The organism is Rhodococcus sp. SB1D (genome assembly GCF_048573875.1).
Classification (GTDB): Bacteria; Actinomycetota; Actinomycetes; order Mycobacteriales; family Mycobacteriaceae; genus Rhodococcus_F; species Rhodococcus_F qingshengii.
The window spans coordinates 51,955-67,721 of the sequence record NZ_JBMAIQ010000005.1 but is presented as its reverse complement, the minus strand read 5'-3'; the positions used below and the strand labels follow the sequence as shown (position 1 = coordinate 67,721).

General features: G+C 60.4%; 14 protein-coding genes. 6 read left to right on the top strand and 8 right to left on the bottom strand.

The window, feature by feature from the left end; genetic code table 11:
• Positions 1-21: 21 nt before the first annotated feature.
• Both ACN50D_RS13560 and ACN50D_RS13555 read right to left on the bottom strand, forming a co-directional pair.
• A complete protein-coding gene (locus ACN50D_RS13560; protein WP_007734139.1) occupies positions 22-390 on the bottom strand; it encodes a cupin domain-containing protein in 369 nt (122 codons plus the stop codon).
• Between the two features lie 250 nt (positions 391-640).
• Positions 641-1,204, bottom strand: a complete 564-nt coding sequence (locus ACN50D_RS13555; protein WP_007734140.1) for a TetR/AcrR family transcriptional regulator — start codon at positions 1,202-1,204, stop codon at positions 641-643.
• A 98-nt stretch (positions 1,205-1,302) separates the two neighbouring features.
• Between ACN50D_RS13555 and ACN50D_RS13550 the strand changes: the two genes are divergently transcribed.
• Both ACN50D_RS13550 and ACN50D_RS13545 read left to right on the top strand, forming a co-directional pair.
• Positions 1,303-2,529, top strand: coding sequence for a metal-dependent hydrolase family protein (locus ACN50D_RS13550; protein WP_249342966.1), 1,227 nt, complete (start codon positions 1,303-1,305; stop codon positions 2,527-2,529).
• On the top strand, positions 2,526-3,398 hold the full coding sequence (locus ACN50D_RS13545; protein WP_211921457.1) for an alpha/beta hydrolase: 873 nt from the start codon (positions 2,526-2,528) through the stop codon (positions 3,396-3,398). The genes ACN50D_RS13550 and ACN50D_RS13545 overlap by 4 nt, the downstream gene beginning before the upstream one ends.
• 163 nt (positions 3,399-3,561) lie before the next feature.
• On the opposite strand, the gene ACN50D_RS13540 is transcribed toward ACN50D_RS13545, so the two are convergent.
• Together ACN50D_RS13540 and ACN50D_RS13535 are read right to left on the bottom strand one after the other, a co-directional pair.
• Positions 3,562-4,872, bottom strand: a complete 1,311-nt coding sequence (locus ACN50D_RS13540; RefSeq protein ID WP_211921458.1) for an NAD(P)/FAD-dependent oxidoreductase — start codon at positions 4,870-4,872, stop codon at positions 3,562-3,564.
• A 234-nt stretch (positions 4,873-5,106) separates the two neighbouring features.
• Positions 5,107-6,471: an MFS transporter gene (locus tag ACN50D_RS13535; RefSeq protein ID WP_003945654.1), complete on the bottom strand. Its 1,365-nt coding sequence runs from the start codon at positions 6,469-6,471 to the stop codon at positions 5,107-5,109.
• A 401-nt stretch (positions 6,472-6,872) separates the two neighbouring features.
• On the opposite strand from ACN50D_RS13535, the gene ACN50D_RS13530 reads away from it, so the two are divergent.
• A complete protein-coding gene (locus ACN50D_RS13530) occupies positions 6,873-8,090 on the top strand; it encodes a PucR family transcriptional regulator (protein WP_211921460.1) in 1,218 nt (405 codons plus the stop codon).
• 642 nt (positions 8,091-8,732) lie between these two features.
• On the opposite strand, the gene ACN50D_RS13525 is transcribed toward ACN50D_RS13530, so the two are convergent.
• From ACN50D_RS13525 to ACN50D_RS13515, 3 genes are all read right to left on the bottom strand, one after another.
• Complete coding sequence (locus ACN50D_RS13525) at positions 8,733-10,157, bottom strand: PQQ-binding-like beta-propeller repeat protein (RefSeq protein ID WP_192711936.1); 1,425 nt, start codon at positions 10,155-10,157, stop codon at positions 8,733-8,735.
• A gap of 142 nt (positions 10,158-10,299) precedes the next feature.
• On the bottom strand, positions 10,300-11,601 hold the full coding sequence (locus tag ACN50D_RS13520; protein ID WP_003945451.1) for a TrpB-like pyridoxal phosphate-dependent enzyme: 1,302 nt from the start codon (positions 11,599-11,601) through the stop codon (positions 10,300-10,302).
• A gap of 287 nt (positions 11,602-11,888) precedes the next feature.
• Complete coding sequence (locus ACN50D_RS13515) at positions 11,889-12,347, bottom strand: PaaI family thioesterase (protein ID WP_003945940.1); 459 nt, start codon at positions 12,345-12,347, stop codon at positions 11,889-11,891.
• Between the two features lie 85 nt (positions 12,348-12,432).
• Between ACN50D_RS13515 and ACN50D_RS13510 the strand changes: the two genes are divergently transcribed.
• The 3 genes from ACN50D_RS13510 (at position 12,433) to ACN50D_RS13500 (ending at position 14,863) form a co-directional block, all read left to right on the top strand.
• On the top strand, positions 12,433-13,008 hold the full coding sequence (locus ACN50D_RS13510; RefSeq protein WP_003945856.1) for a TetR/AcrR family transcriptional regulator: 576 nt from the start codon (positions 12,433-12,435) through the stop codon (positions 13,006-13,008).
• A 72-nt stretch (positions 13,009-13,080) separates the two neighbouring features.
• Positions 13,081-13,584 carry an SRPBCC family protein gene (locus tag ACN50D_RS13505; protein WP_042920475.1) on the top strand — a complete coding sequence of 168 codons (504 nt, stop codon included), beginning with the start codon at positions 13,081-13,083 and terminating at the stop codon, positions 13,582-13,584.
• A 28-nt stretch (positions 13,585-13,612) separates the two neighbouring features.
• A complete protein-coding gene (locus tag ACN50D_RS13500) occupies positions 13,613-14,863 on the top strand; it encodes an NADH:flavin oxidoreductase/NADH oxidase family protein (protein WP_211921462.1) in 1,251 nt (416 codons plus the stop codon).
• Here the strand turns inward: ACN50D_RS13500 and ACN50D_RS13495 are convergent, their stop codons facing one another.
• A complete protein-coding gene (locus ACN50D_RS13495; RefSeq protein WP_063315018.1) occupies positions 14,864-15,739 on the bottom strand; it encodes an aldo/keto reductase in 876 nt (291 codons plus the stop codon). It abuts the gene before it with no gap.
• Between the last annotated feature and the right edge of the window lie 28 nt (positions 15,740-15,767).

Below are 15,767 nucleotides of genomic sequence, written 5' to 3'. Positions count from 1 at the left end.
GGATGTTGCGGATTCTCTTGGTCATTCGTTGTATACGACGAACACCTTGCGTACGGTCTCGGTGACCGTCCACGTACCCTTCCATCCGATTGGGAAGATTGCACTCGTACCGGCAACGAGATGTACGGGATCGCCGTCGTCCTCCTCCACGGTCATGGCGCCGGAGACGATGGTGATGATCTCGCCGCGGGTGAGGAACTCCCACCGCGACTTTCCCGGTTCGCTCTCCCAGACTCCGGATTGAATGCGGCCGTCGTCACTGGTGAACTCGACATCTGCACGAGTGATGATGTCTCCGCCGAGTGGCTCTGCACTGGGTTGGCCGAGCAGTGCTTGCTGGAAGATCCCACTTGCGCTGTTCAACTCTGCGGCACGGAAGGTAATGGTCACAATTCAATCCTGACTTTCGAAACTCATGTGAATCATCGGACTTGTCGATGATGTCGTGTGTCTGCTGAGCCGGGATACATTCACTTGTCGCATCTTTCGGCGTTTCGCTCGTACAGATGTCGAAAGGGTGATCGACCATCATTCAACCGGGGCTCAGGGAACCGTCTCACGCCGAAACATGCCCGAGCCCAGGGAAAACGCCCCCGCGCCGGTGATCTCGAACGGGGGTGATCGGTTGTGTATGAGGGGTTTACGTGGTGGACGCTGTCAACGAGGTGATGAAGCGCTCGGCTGCCGCGTCGACCTCGGCGTCGGGGGTGAGCAACCTCTGTAGCAACAGTCCTCGCAGACATGCGGTTGCGATGATGCTCTGCTGCTTTGCGTCCACCATTGTGAACCCTTCGCGGAGGGCCGCCGCTTCGAGGAGGTGCGCCAAATCGTCGAGGTCGGCGGCGAAATCTTGAAATGCTTTGTGCTCGTAAACCGCAAGTCCGGCCAGGTGAAAAAAGGTGCGGCTTCGATCTTCGTGCTCGGCGTTCGAGTAGAAGGTCCAGATCGCCCTGCACAGGGCCGCGAACCCGAGATCCTTGCCCATCGCGGCGATGACGAGGTTGTCACGGCGGCGCGCTTCCGACAGCACGGCGCTGAGGAGTCCCGGTCGTGATCCGAAGTGATAGGTCAGCAGCGTGTGGTGCACTCCGAGTCGCTCCGCTACTTGGCGCATCGACAGCTTCGGGCTTGGGCCGGTTTCACCGAACTCGTCGAACAGTGCCTGCAACAGTCGCTCTCGACCCTCCCCAACCGGCGATCTCACGCTACCTCCATTGACGGGTTCACCACTGTTGAGTACGGTACCGCATATCGAATTCACCAGTGTTTAGGAGAGTGGTTTCCAATGCTCGGGAGGTCCCTTTGACTGACGTATGGTTTGCCGGCGGCATGGTCGCGGATGGATCGGGCACCGACCCGGTCGAAGTCGACGTGTGCGTGAGTGGCGGCATTGTCACCGCGATCGGACAGGCGCCGTCGGGTTCGACGACAGTTGACTTGGACGGCATGCTTCTGACTCCGGGGCTGATCGATGCTCATGTGCACCTGGGTATTTCGAGTCCGATCCGAAGGCAATTCGGGTTTGAGCTCTCGGCAGCCGAACTGGCTGCGGGCATCTTCGCCACCGCGGGCGATGCCCTCGACGCGGGCTTCACCACGGTGCGAGACGTCGGTGGCATCGACGGCGGAGTCGTCGACGTTATTGCGAGCGGCAAGGTGCGTGGTCCGCGTGTCCTCTCGTGTGGTCCTGTGCAGTGCCAGACCGGTGGACACGGCTACTACGGGGCCGCATGGGAGCCGACCGAGCTGTGGAACATGCACCACATTCCAGGGCTCTGCGCCTTGTCCTTGATGTCGGGCAATGCCGACGAGCTACGACGCAACGTGCGCGAATCGTTCCGCCGAGGCGCAACATTTCTGAAACTGTGCGTCACCGGCGGTGTCGTCGGAGGCCATGACAGCCTCACCGACACACAGTTCACCGTCGAGGAAATCTCCGTGGCAGTGGAAGAAGCAGCGTCGCGCGGCACCTACGTCACGGTCCACGCGCACAACAATGCGGGCATTCGCAACGCGGTGCGGGCCGGCGTCCGGTGCGTGGAACACGGCACCGACATCGATGCGGAGACGGCCCAGCTGATGCGGGAACATGACGTGGCTCTGGTCCCTACCTTCGCCGTGGTCGAGCAGTTGACGGACACCGAGAGCATGGACCTGGACCCTGCAATACGAGACCGCGCCGCCGGAGTACGTCAACGCATGGCCTCGGCACTCGCGGTCTCTCGCGCAGCAGGCCTGAGGATCGGCCTGGGCTCGGACCTCATCGGGCCGCACCAGCAGCGCCGAGGCGAGGAGTTGCGCTTGCGGGCCGAGTTGGAGTCGCCGATGCATGCTCTCGTATCGGCCACCAGCGTCAACGCCGACATCCTCGGTATCGGGGACACCGTTGGAACTATCCGCGTCGGAATGCAGGCGGACATGGTCGCCTGGCAGCAAGACCCGCTCCACGACGCCAAGGTGTTCGCCGATCCGGACATGGCTGTTCTCGTCGTGAAGGCCGGCCACGTAGTGAAGGGAGAGGTTCGATGAGCGCAATGCTGCACGGATGCTTTGCAGACACGGAGTACTTCGAAATAACGGCGAAGTCGGGACACAGCTACGGCGTCTGGGTGACCACACCCCCCGGCTACGCGGACTCCACGGATCCCTTACCGCTGATATACGTGATGGACGGCAACTGGGCTGTAGGTCTTACCGCCCCGCTCATCGTCACGCAGGCAGACCCGTACCTGACGGTCGCCCCGTACATCCAGGTCAGCGTCGGTTATGCCGGTGAAGAAGCTGCCAACTGGGCACGACTACGCAACCGCGATCTCGTGCCGCCCGGGGAACCGGTAGGCGACGAAATGACGGCCACTCTTGCCGCTGCTCGCGACTCGGGTGCAATGACCCAGGAGTATGTGGACGCCTACCTCGAGGAGCTGGCAGACACCCACGCGGACGTCTTCCTCGACTTCCTGACCAACGAACTCCACCCTCGCCTGTACTCGTCGGAGCTACGTGTCAGCGAGTCCGGGCACGGACTCTTCGGGTACTCGTACGGAGGCCTTTTCGCCCTCTACGCATGGCTGAGCGACGCGGCCCCATTCGCGACCTTCGGTGCGGGTAGTCCCGGAGTTGTGAACGCTGACAGCCAGATCCACACACTGGTCGAGGCCCGGCAGAAGCGCGGCGTGGGCTCAGTCGTGCCGCAATTGCACGTCACGCTGAACGAAGCCGAACTGACAGGGCCCATTCCGATCTATCGCGGACTGTCACGCAACGTTCTCGCCGTCGTGGAGCAGTTGCATGGCAAGGGACGGTCGCAGGATGTTTCGACCGCGTTGTTGCACGAGACGCACGTAACCGGGCTGCAGGCATCGTTCCTGAGCTACTTGAAGAGCTGCCATGCACGTTAGCTCTCCGTCCCGGAGGCGATGTGCCGCTGACACGTTCTAGGGCGATTTTCCGTAGACGCCGTTGAAGGAGAAGTCGGCTGTGGGTGTCCACCACGTAGCGGACACCCACAGCCGTGTCTATTCAGTTGTCGCGGCTATCGATTCTCCAAGCCGGACAAGACTTCTAACCCATGACCGTCCCGGTCGACTCGGCATTGGGTGCCCGAAGGCGGGAGAATGCGCCGAGGTCGATTTCGAGCCCGGTGTGCATCCCGACATAGGTCAGGGGATCAGCGTCGTGATCGTGTCCAGCTTCCACCTGGTCGATGATCCTGGACATGAGGCGCCCAGCGATGGGCGCATTTTTGAATTGGTTCCCGCTGGTGCCCATGGCGACGTAGAAACCTTGCCTGTCTGTCTTGTCATAGATCGGGGTCCAGTCGGATGCTGCGTCGTACACGCCGGCAATACCTTTCGGTTGTGACGGGACCTCCAGGGTGGGGAAACGCCTGGCGGCGCGGAAAACCTGCGCTTCGAACCGGGCAACAGTGCGATTCGGGTTGGCGGTATCAGGGTCGTCGATCCACTCGAGCGGATCGCAATCCGGTTCGGTTCCGCCGACAAGGAAACCGTTTCCACGTTCGGCTCGCATGTAGGTTCCGAGATCCAAATCGGCGATCATCGGGCCGAGGATCTCGTCGTCGTTGTAGCCAGTGGGTGCGGTGACGTGATGAACTTCCTGGCGCAAGGGCCGAACCGAAACCTTGAAGTCGGCCCCGACGTTCGACAGCTTGTTGAACGCTCCTGACCAGGGGCCGGCGGCATTGACGACAATCTTGGATTTCACACTTTCCCCGTCGTCGAGCCCTAGCTGCCAGATGCCGTCAGGCAACTGCTCGACTGCCACTACACGCGTGTTGTATGCGAAAACCGCACCGTGCGAACGTGCTGCCGAAGCAAGATTCGCGGCAGCCAGTTGCGGGTCGTCGACGAACCCCGCCTGAGGTGTGTACAGCGCTCCGAGCGTGGTTTCCGCATCTGCGAAGAAGGACTCCGAGTCGACTGGCTTCGGAGGATAGTATTTGCCGGCGTCGATACCGGGAATCTTCTCGACGAGTGTCGTTGCGTCCCAAAGCTGGTAATCGATTCCTATCTTCTCGAATAATCCGATCGTGCGCGCGTGGGGCGCGACGTCGACATCGAGCAGTGCCATCCCGCATTGCCGAAACTTCGCAAGCGCGCCGTCGACTGTCGCGTTGAGATGCTCGTTCCAGTTTTGCCAGCAATGCAGCGACTCCCAAGCCGCAGCCATACCGTCGAATGTGGAGTAGTTGAACCGGATAACCGCACTGGATGCACTGGTCGAGCCGTAGCCCGGACCACCAGACTTGTCGATGACCAGGACTTCGTAACCTCGAGCGGCCAGTTCGTAGGCGATGGAGCTGCCGATCACTCCAGCTCCGACCACAACTGCATCGGTCTTGTCGGTAGGCACTTTCGGCCTCTCTTTCTACTGATGGCTTTGCCGGATCGAAAGCACAGCTGTTCGATCCGGCAAGCTTGGGTTCTGGTAATTCCGACGCCGTCGACTTCCTCTGGAGAGCTTCATCCCGACTTCTCGGATTCGGCTCTGTCTTAATGAATTTGGCACCTGAAAGTCCAGAGGTGTTCGTCGTCCTCAACTCTCTCGTGGCGGCCATCGGAACGCTATCGACAGCTGCGCAAAAAATCACAGCCGTGGCGCGTCCGTTGTCAGAAATGTTTCGTCGGGCTGCCCTGCGTGGCAGACCAGTTTTTTCGTTTCCGGAATCCCTCGCCACAGAATGGGAAGTGCGATCAAAGCGATGGCGGTCGCGTAGAAGGCAGGCGACAGATCGCTTCCAGTGGCGTTGACCAGTGCTGCGCACACCAGCGGCGCAGTTCCTGCAAAGAGCGCATATGCGATGTTGTAGGGGATTGCCGTGCCGGTGAATCGAGCATGCGTCGGCATCATTTCGAGGATTACGAGCAAAGCGGACGCGAGTAAGGAAAGCGCGATGACCAGAGCAGCCAGTGCAATGGCAATCGCGAAAATGTTTCCGGTACCGATGAGCATGTAGCTGGGCACCGAGACGAAAACTGACATCACCATGCCGATTCTGACGAGTGGCCTCCGGCCGATTCGGTCGACTGTGGCGCCGAAGAAGATGAACAGCGGTACTGCGAGAACCAAAGCGCCGGTTGTCATCAGCAGTGCAACCGTGCTCGGAACATCGGCTGAGAGAACCAGAAATGTCGGCATGTAGCCGAGCAGCATATGAGTAACGACACCGAGCGAGGCGAAGTACACGAAGGACGTGAGCAGAGTCCGCCAGTGATTGCGGAACAGATCTGCGAGTGGGCGGGTTGGAAGGGAATCGTTTTCTTGCATTTCCTTGAACGCCGGAGTCTCCTCGACGGCAAGCCTCATGAACAGGCCCACCATGGCGACAACGCCTCCGATGATGAACGGCCAACGCCATCCTCCGTCGGCGAAGTGCTCAGCGCCGACCGAGCTGAATGACAAGACTGTGACCGTGGCCAAGATACTGCCGACGAACGACGAAGAGCTGATAATCCCCGCGTACAAGCCTCGGCGGTGAGACGGCGCATGCTCGACGACGAAGGTTGCCGCTCCGGTGTATTCGCCGCCGGCCGAGAATCCTTGAACCAATCGGCACAGCAGCAGCAACAGCGGTGCTGCAACACCGATCGAAGCGTACGTCGGTAGGAGACCGATTGCCGCTGTCGAGCAGCCCATGAGCGTAATTGCCAGGGACAATGATCTCCGTCGGCCGAGGCGGTCACCAAGCCGTCCGAAGAATATGCCGCCGGCAGGTCTGGCCAAGAAGGCGACTCCGTAAAGAGCGAAGGTGGCAAGCAGTGCGCCACTGCCGAACTCCGGAGGGAAGAACACTGTCGCGAGAACTGCGGCAGTGAAGCCGTAGATCGTGAAATCGAACCATTCGACGATGTTGCCTGTCGCCCCGGCGATCAGGGCCCTACGGCGCGCCGATCGACGTCCAGGTGACGTCTCGGTTTGATGCTCTACAGGAGCATTTGCTGTGCCGGTCATGATGATTCCTCTCGGGATATGCTGAATGGCAACGGCTTTGCGATATCACGGTCACCGATGTCATTCGAGGTATTCGACATTGAAAGAGGTCGGTGGGATTCGATGTTGAACTGGCGACCGAAGGTCGTTTGTCGATTTCGGGTCGGAGGCGACTTCGTCTGAGGGAGATAGTGCCGGCCGGCCTCGCTCCCCATTACGCAAATCCCACGGCTGCAACAGATCTCGTCACTGCCACTTCTGCCGGTTTGCGGACCGAGTGAAGACGTCACGGGTCTCGGGTGCTTGGCATGAAGCGAGCCTATGGTGCGAAAGTTAGTTGCATCACTGTCATGTGTTCAATTTTCTACGTAGAAATTTGGGCATATGTTGCAAACCGGAGAGGGGGCTCGTACAGTTCGACCATGGTCGGAGAACTGCAGCATTTGGTGGACACTACCGGGCGCCGACTGGACCGTTCCGTTGCGATCGATGATGTACAGATTCGTCTGCTCGCGTACAACTCGCATGACAGTGCCGTCGATTCAGTCAGAATGAATTCCGTTCTACAGCGGAATGTTTCACGCGAGATCGTAGACTTCATCTACGCGAGTGGAGGCCGTGAAGCCCTCGATCTCTTCACTGTTCCCGTCAACGAAGAACTAGGGCTGACCCTTGGCCGGGTCGGGATGCCGATCCGGTACCGCAATGCGCTGCTGGGCTTCGTCTGGCTGTTGACTTCGGAGGGCGAAGTTGACGAGGATCAAGCCGAGGTCTTGAGGCGCACGGCTGATGCGGCAGCGATGATCCTCCACCGCGAACAGTTGCTGGACGAGTTGTCCCGAAGTCGGGAGCGGGAACTTACCCGAGACGTCCTGTCGGGCGAGCGGTCGCTGCGCGAGGACGCGGCAAACAGGTTGGCCGAGGAGGGCTTGTTGGCTGCGGGTCCAGCAGTCGTGGTCACTGTGTTGCTCCGTCCTGGCGACCAGTCGACATTGACCGAAAGAGATCGTCTGAGTGTTGCCGTCGGCGTCGATCAGCTTCGACGGAGGCTCCCGCGGAACAGTGCAATCCAACTCGACCGCCCCGACCACAGTCTGTTGATCGTATCGGTGGCCGAACGCTCGACTCAAACCCATCTGGACTCGCTGATCGTGGCAGCCCGGGAGCGAGTCTTGTCTGAAAGTGGGCGCCAGAACATCGAATGTTGGGTCGGTATCGGTGAACCGCGAACCTCGGTTGCACACGTGCGCGAATCCTACGAAGAGTCCAGACGTTCCGCAGATGTGGCCCAGGTCGTCAAGGTGCTCGGAAATGTTTTGCGTTATCGGGATCTCGGCGTCTACGGACTACTGGCCGAACTGTCGGAGGATCGACTCGAGAACAGTATTCACTCAGGTTTGCAGTCCTTGCTCAGCCATGAGGACTCGAAAAGTGAGGCTCTTCTCGCGACGCTGGAGAGCTTTTTGGACAATGCCGGTGACGTAAAGCGAACGTCAGAGGCGCTCTGTGTGCATCGAGGGAGCTTGTACTATCGCTTGCGGCGAATTCAGGAGATAACACGAGCAGACTTGGCAAACGGCGACGACCGGTTGGCCTTGCATTTGAGCCTGAAAGTCGCGCGGCTGTTGGATCTCCGATGATCCCGATCCGAGAAGAGGGGACTGCGGAAGAATCCAGCGGCTCAACGTAGTTGGCGGCTTTCGATCGTCAAGCATGATGGTTCTGGGGTGGGAAAGGAAGCGCGTCGTACATCGGCCGGGGTGGGTTGGCTTGACCTGCTGAGACGTTCATACGTTTGATCGGGCACCTTCTATCCTCCTGTCGGCAGATGCGGCGGAGTGCAACTTTTTCGGGCATTGAAAGTGCAGAATCGTCCAGATGGGTGTCGAGCTGCGTGAAGAACGCGCGTTTTTGCAAACCGAAATGACGACGAATTTGGTCTGAGTTCGGTCCCCCGGTACGCAGATGTTCGCGCGCGAACTGGACTATTTGTTGCCGACTGCAAATTGGGGATTTCGCATCCATTCCCGTTGGCTCCCTTTATCGTTGGATTGGATCAGATACCTGAGTCGGTGCGATTCGTATGCACCCCTTCACCGCAGGTCTGGTCTGATCTTTCCGAAGTCGGAGTCGCGGAGATACATGCAGTTGTTCGAGATCGTTCCCCCGAAATTGAACAAACGCGCCAGACTGGATTGTGGCCATCGAGGCTGTACGTCTATCCATTTGCTGGTTGCTGAGCCGGCTGGTCAGTACGACATTGAACCGGTGATGTTGCCGGCCTATCGCCAAACGGTGAAGTGGTTTTGCCAGGAGAACGACACGTTTTTGCCGGCATTCGAGACGACGACTCCGCGCGGATCGACCTCTGGCGGAAGGGGGACCGACCACATCATCTTTCCGTCGCGAGCCCTGATCGAATGCATGCCGGTGTAGTCGCTGAAGACGAAGTGATCGCCATCAGTCGCACCGCTTCGAACCCAGTACGCGTCTTGCCAGGGTGTTTGCCACAGTTGTCGGCCACTCTCGACGTCGAGACCCGAGATTGTGCGGGTCTCCGGCGACGTGACGAGGATTGTTTTTCCTACCACTGCGGCGATGGCGCTTCCTGTCCCGGCCGTCGCGGTGTTGACGATTTGTGAACTGCGCCAGAGTTCGTCACCCGACTCCGGATCGTAGGCGCCGTCGCCGAGAAACATCGGCACCGCCGTCGAGGGCTTACTCGGGTAGGACGACGATGAGTACGAGGGAATCGGTATCGCACGAATCGTGGATCCGTCGGAAGCCAAGAGGTTTTGGGTTCCGGCATATCCCGACCGGCCGCCGACACTGGTGAGGAACAATCCGTTCCCGGTAGGGACAAGCGAATCGCCCTCGAATCGGAATCGTTCGGCGCCGGACTGCAGATCGTAGATTCGATAGCGGTACTGCGGGTCCCCGCCGTCGCCCTGTTCCATCGCAATGACAGTGTCGGTGTGAGGGACCGTGTAGACGGCTCCGAACTTCTCACTTGGTTCGAAGGTACGCACGAAGTTGGCAGTCAAATTGGTTGTGGTGCCGCTGGCAAGAATTCGTGTTCGAACCGTTCCGTCCATCCTTTCGCCGGACGTGTACACGGTGTCTCCGGCGATGGTGGCGCCATTGAGATCGAAGTCGGTTCCGAGGTCGGACATCAGAGTTCCGGTCGCGGTATCGACAAAGATCATCCGTCGATCGCCCCAGCACGCGATGATCGTGGATTCGTTCTGCTGACTGCACTGGCCGATGACTCCGCCGATTCGCGTTTTCCACAGCGGACTTCCGTCGTCGGGATTCACCCCGACGAGTGTGACGGCACCGACTCCCTGACTCGACGAAGACTCGTCGGTCTTGGGAAGCGGATAAGCAGTCGCGGCCACCAGCACGTCACCGACTTGGTACGTGTTGCCGTAGCCGTAGTAGCTATCGAGCGTGGAAGGCATCGACAGCAGCACGTGCCCGGGGTTGTCCGTGAGCGCTCGGACATCGAGTTCCCAGGCTTGTTGCGGAGGATCGGAGAGGTCTACGTCGACAACGCCTTGCTCGACGATCGGACCGCCTGTCTTCTGCTTCGGCCATGCCGCATCACTGGAGTCGGAGATTACCGATACGACGATGAACGCGATCGCCACGAGCAATGCCAGTCCGAGTGCGACCAGTTTCCAATGTTCCTTCAACCGAAGCTGCATCGAAAGACCGTAACCGATCGATCAAACTGATCGGTTCGTTTCGCGGACGGCCGGCACGATGTCGATCGCGAGATCGAGCCCACGTGCTCGGTGTGACGAAGTGTGGTGGCCTCGTACGCACGAGACCACCACACCGACGGCGTCAGACGTAAGGCGAGTACGCCGGAAGATCCAACTGACCGTTGCCGGACAGCCCGATCACGATCACCTCGGGTTCGGTGACGGCACGGGCGTGAGCGATAGCGCCGGCAACCGCGTGGGTTGATTCCGGAGCCGGGATGATTCCTTCGGCGCGGGCGAAAATCAGACCTGCCTGGAGTGCGTCGTCCTGATCGACGGCAATTGCATCCATGAGTCCGAGGTTGACCGCGTGCGAGACCATCGGCGACATGCCGTGGTAGCGGAGGCCACCGGCATGGATGGCCGGCGGTACGAAATCCTTACCCAGAGTGTGCATCTTGAGCAGCGGCGTCAGGCCGGCGACGTCACCGAAGTCGTAGCGGTACTCGCCCTGGGTGAGGGACGGGCATGCCGACGGCTCGCAGGCGACCAGACGAGTCTTGGTGCCTTCGCGAAGGTTTCGTCCCAGGAACGGGAAGGTGAGTCCGGCGAGGTTGGAACCGCCGCCGGCGCAACCGAACACGGTGTCGGGGACGGCGTCGCCGGCTTCTTCGAGCTGGACCATTGCTTCCTGACCGATCACGGTCTGGTGCAGCATGACGTGGTTCAGCACGCTACCGAGTGAGTAGTGCGTGTTCGGATCCTGCGCAGCGACCTCGACGGCCTCACTGATGGCCATACCGAGCGAGCCGGTGGTGTCGGGATGCGACTTCAACAGTGCGCGTCCGGCTTCCGTCAGGTCCGAAGGCGACGGGTGACAGATTCCGCCGTACGCCTCCATCTGGATGCGTCGGTACGGCTTCGAATCGAAGGACGAGCGAACCTGCCATACCTCGACGTCGAGTCCGAGCAGCGCGCCCGCGAACGAAAGCGACGCACCCCACTGTCCCGCACCGGTTTCGGTGGTGAGCTTGGTGGTTCCCTCGATTGCGTTGTAGTAAGCCTGCGCGACAGCAGTATTCGGCTTGTGTGAACCGACCGGGCTCACGCCTTCGTACTTGTAGTAGATGCGGGCAGGTGTGCCGAGAGCGCGCTCGAGTCGATGCGCGCGGAACAGGGGAGAGGGCCTCCACATGCCGTAGATCTCGCGAACCGTCTCCGGGATCTCGATGTAGCGCTCGGTTGCGACTTCCTGCGCGATGAGGTTCATCGGGAACAGCGGCGCCAAGTCCTCGGGGCCGAGCGGCTCACGAGTGCCCGGATGCAGGTGCGGGGGAACAGGCTCGGGGAGGTCAGCCGCCAGGTTGTACCAGTGCGTCGGCACTTTCGACGGGATGGAGACGCCCAAAGGCTCGAGCGAACGGTTGAGTGGGGTGGTGGTCAACTAACTCTCCTTCGTGGATTCGGTACCTGATCTTGGCGGTCGTAGCGACGACGCGTACGGCATTTGCCGGATCGGGGATCCTGAGAGGAGCCTGCTGGACCACCCGATATCGGTCCGGGCAGCACGCAGTTGCGGCTGACCGTCAGCGGTCGGGCCACCAGAGGTGCGCAGTGAGCAGGGTCACGAGCCGATCGTACATCGGCACTCGCACCCTGCTCACGTCGGGCGCAGCTACATTCTCGCCATCCTTCGTCGGCTCAGCTACATTCTCGCCATCCTTCGTCGGCTCAGCGAAAAATCATGCACGTCGTGGTTCCATGCGCCACCAACTTGCCGTTCTTGTCCAAGACCTTGCCCTCTGCCGTCGCGGTACGCCCGCCCACGTGAATTACGCTGCCGTGGGCTGTCAGTTCGTCACCGTCGAGAGGCACCGTGCGGATGTAGTTGAGCTTGAGTTCGAGGGTCGTGTAGCCGACGCCGGCCGGAAGCATCGTGTGTACCGCGCAGCCCATGACCGAGTCGAGCAGCGTTGCGCAGATGCCGCCGTGCACAGTGCCGAGCGGGTTGCTGAAATCGGCACGCGGGGTCAGGGCGAAGCTCACCGATCCCTCGTTGACCTCGCGCATCTCCATGCCGAGGAGGCGTCCGATGCTGGGTCGGTCGTTGACCTGCGTTCCCATCCAGCGGAGAAGTTCGAGGCCTGTCATCTGCGCCGGATCGACAGTCGCGGTTGTCTCGTCACTCATTGTTTCATCCCATCACTATGTAGGTCGTCATACATAACGTAGCGTATGAGTCGACAGGTGTACCGACGGCCGAAGGATCTGTGACATGGCAGAGCTGAGCTCACGTGATCGCATGATTCGCAGTGCGGTTGAACTGATCAGCCGCAACGGTGTCGACGCGACGTCCTTCAGCGACGTCATCAAGCACAGCGGCGCACCCCGTGGGTCGATCTACCACCACTTTCCTGGCGGTAAGACCGAGTTGATGGTCGAAGCCGTGCGCGCGGCCGGTGCGATCATCACCAGACGGATCAGCTCGGCTGCGGCTACCGGTTCCACGGCCGACGTGATCGAAGCGGTCGGAGACATCTGGCGACTCAATCTCACACGCTCGGACTTCGCGATCGGCTGCCCGGTGATTGCCGGCGGGTTGGCGCGTGCCAGTGAGCCAGAAGTCGCGGAAGTGTCGGCTGAGGTCATGTTGGGATGGCAGAAGTTGATCGAATCGCAACTCGAAACTGCGGGTTATCCTGCAGTGCAGGCAAAATCGATGGCAAACCTGACGATCACGTCGGTCGAAGGTGCGGTGGCGGTGTGTCAGACGACTCGAAGTATCGAGCCGCTCGAACAGGTCATCGCTTCACTGCAGGGGCTCTCTCGTTCTGAGGCTTGGTCCGGCTGAGCCTTCGGGGGTTGACTTCGGTCGTCAAGTATCCGTAACTTCATGTAACGGCTAATTGGGCAGGAGTAGGCGATGACACATTGGTTCGACCTCGAACCGGTCGGTGTCGATTTCTTCGACACGGCACCGCATATCTTCACGTACTCGATCGACCTCACCGCCGAACCGGATGACGTCTGGGCTGGTCTGACCGCGGACGAACCGCTGTCGTGGTGCCGGCTGCTCACCAAAGTGCACTACACCTCGCCGCGCCCCTACGGCGTCGGCACGCGCCGAATCGCGGAGGTGGGCGGTGGTGCGATGCAGATGCGCGAAAAGTTCATCACCTGGGACGACGAAACGCGTCGGCACTCGTTTTACGTCGAACAGTCCAATGTTCCGCTGTTCCAATCCTTCGCGGAGGACTACCGCGTCGACGAGCTCGCAGTGGGTTCGAGACTGCAGTGGAATTTTGCATTCTCGCCGCGTCCGAAGCTGTCGCTCGCGGTGCGTGGCGGGCTACCGGTCAACTCACTGATCTTCTCGAGCTTCGTGCGCGATACCAAGCGGCACTTCGGTTCTGCGCCACGCCATTGACTTTCTTCCCTTCATACGAGAGGCATCCATGACCACACTCGGAGAATCGTTGACTTTGCCCTGCGGGCAGATCCTGCGGAATCGGACCATGAAAGCTGCGCTCAGCGAGGCTCTGGGTGACCGCACTCATGGACCGTCCACTCGCTTGGAAACGCTGTACGGTCGTTGGGGCAGTGGCGGGTTCGGTTTGCTGATCACCGGCAATGTCATGGTCGATCGATCGCAGATCGCCGAACCGGGCAATGTCGTCGTCGACGACGATCGTGATGCCGAAGCACTGACTGCCTGGGCCAAGACCGCCAAGAACGGCGGCGCCGAGATCTGGATGCAGCTGAACCACCCAGGGCGGCAATCCAACCCGATTGCCAGCAGAGGTAGACCGGTCGCCCCGAGCGCGATCGCGCTGAAGATTCCGGGAATGGCGACGCCGCGAGAACTCTCGACCGCTGAGATCGACGAGATCATCGACAAGTTCGCGGAAACCGCTCGCGTCGCCGAGTCCTCCGGCTTCGGCGGCGTGCAGATACACGCAGCGCACGGTTATCTTGTTGCGCAGTTCCTTTCGCCCTTGTCCAATCAGCGGACGGACGAGTGGGGTGGAGATCCCGAGCGTCGACGACGCTTTCTGCTCGAAATCGTTCGGCGCATACGCTCTGCCGTTGCTCCGGGATTCGCGGTCTCGGTCAAGCTCAACTCGGCTGATTTCCAACGAGGTGGATTCTCGGAAGACGAGTCGCGAGAAGTAGTGCGCGCGTTGACCGAAGAGTCCGTCGATCTCATCGAGATCAGCGGTGGCAGTTATGAATCGCCGGCCATGATGGGTAAAGCGCAGAAGCAGAGCACTCGCGATCGAGAGGCATATTTCCTCGAGTACGCCGAGACAGTCCGAGCGATTGCCGGCGACATTCCCTTGGCGGTCACCGGCGGCTTCCGCTCGCGATCGGCGATGGTCGAGGCACTGGCTTCCGGCGCGTGCGACGTGATCGGCCTCGGCCGGCCGACGATCACGATCCCCGACGCGGCAACCGTTCTCCTGGAATCGGATCGGGAACGATTGACCGTGCCGACTGTTGAGTTCGGAGCGCGGAAGTTGTTGGGGAAGGTTGCCGACATCTCGATGCTCGACGGTGCACTCGACCTGCAGTGGCATACCGATCAGCTGCACCGGATGGGCGACGGAAGCGAGCCGGATCCGGCTCGGCCGTGGTGGAAGACCCTCGGAACGATGGTGAGGCGAAACGGATTCGATGCGCTTCGCCCCACCAAACGAGCGGCTTGATCAGTTCGGTGCACCGATGTTGAGTTCATCGGGATGCGCGCCGACGCGGGTACCGTCGTCGAGCGTATCGATTTCGCTCAGGTCGAGATCGGTGAGTTCGAAGTCGAATACGTCGATGTTCTGAGCGATTCGAGCATCGTGTACGGATTTCGGGATGACGATCAGGCCGTTCTGAAGGTGCCAACGGATCAGGACCTGCGCGGCAGTCTTGCTGTGGCGGTCACCGATTCGAGTGATGATCGGGTCGGTGAGCAGGGTGTTGGGCTTGGACGCCTTACCCCAACCTGCGTTACTGGTACCGCCGAGTGGGCTCCACGATTCGACCTTGATCCCGTGCTCGGCGGCCTTGTCGCGAATGGCCTGCTGCGTGAGGTGCGGGTGCAGTTCCACCTGATCGACTGCGGGCAACAATCCACCGCGTTCGACGAGAAGCTGCAGATGATGCGGCTCGAAGTTGCACACCCCGATTGCCTTGGCGCGGCCCGATTCCGCGATCTTTTCGAGTGCGTCCCACGTGCGGAGGAGTCGGTCGTTGTCCTGCAGAGGCCAGTGGATGAGGTAGAGATCGACGTAGTCGACGCCGAGCTTGTCGATGCTGGTGTCGAAAGCCTTCAACGCCGGCTCGTAGCCCTGATCTGCATTCCACAGCTTCGTGGTGAGGAAGATGTCCTCTCGCGCGACGGACGAGTTGGCGATACCTCGTCCGACGCCCTCTTCGTTTCCATAGGCGGCAGCGGTGTCGATGTGCCGGTAGCCGGCCTCGTCGAGTGCGAACCGTACTGCATGCTCGGTTTCGTCGTTGGTGGCCTGCCAGACTCCGAGGCCGAGTTGCGGGATCGTGGTTCCGGAATTCAGCGTGATGTCAGGAATGCTCATGGATCAAGGCTAGCGATCTCGAGCTGTC

Excerpts from the sequence above, each read along its gene's own strand:
- ACN50D_RS13545 (WP_211921457.1), top strand. The coding sequence starts at position 2,526 with ATGAGCGCAATGCTGCACGGATGCTTTGCAGACACGGAGTACTTCGAA.
- ACN50D_RS13535 (WP_003945654.1), bottom strand. The coding sequence starts at position 6,471 with ATGACCGGCACAGCAAATGCTCCTGTAGAGCATCAAACCGAGACGTCA.
- ACN50D_RS13530 (WP_211921460.1), top strand. The coding sequence starts at position 6,873 with ATGGTCGGAGAACTGCAGCATTTGGTGGACACTACCGGGCGCCGACTG.
- ACN50D_RS13525 (WP_192711936.1), bottom strand. The coding sequence starts at position 10,157 with ATGCAGCTTCGGTTGAAGGAACATTGGAAACTGGTCGCACTCGGACTG.
- ACN50D_RS13515 (WP_003945940.1), bottom strand. The coding sequence starts at position 12,347 with ATGAGTGACGAGACAACCGCGACTGTCGATCCGGCGCAGATGACAGGC.
- ACN50D_RS13510 (WP_003945856.1), top strand. The coding sequence starts at position 12,433 with ATGGCAGAGCTGAGCTCACGTGATCGCATGATTCGCAGTGCGGTTGAA.
- ACN50D_RS13505 (WP_042920475.1), top strand. The coding sequence starts at position 13,081 with ATGACACATTGGTTCGACCTCGAACCGGTCGGTGTCGATTTCTTCGAC.
- ACN50D_RS13500 (WP_211921462.1), top strand. The coding sequence starts at position 13,613 with ATGACCACACTCGGAGAATCGTTGACTTTGCCCTGCGGGCAGATCCTG.
- ACN50D_RS13495 (WP_063315018.1), bottom strand. The coding sequence starts at position 15,739 with ATGAGCATTCCTGACATCACGCTGAATTCCGGAACCACGATCCCGCAA.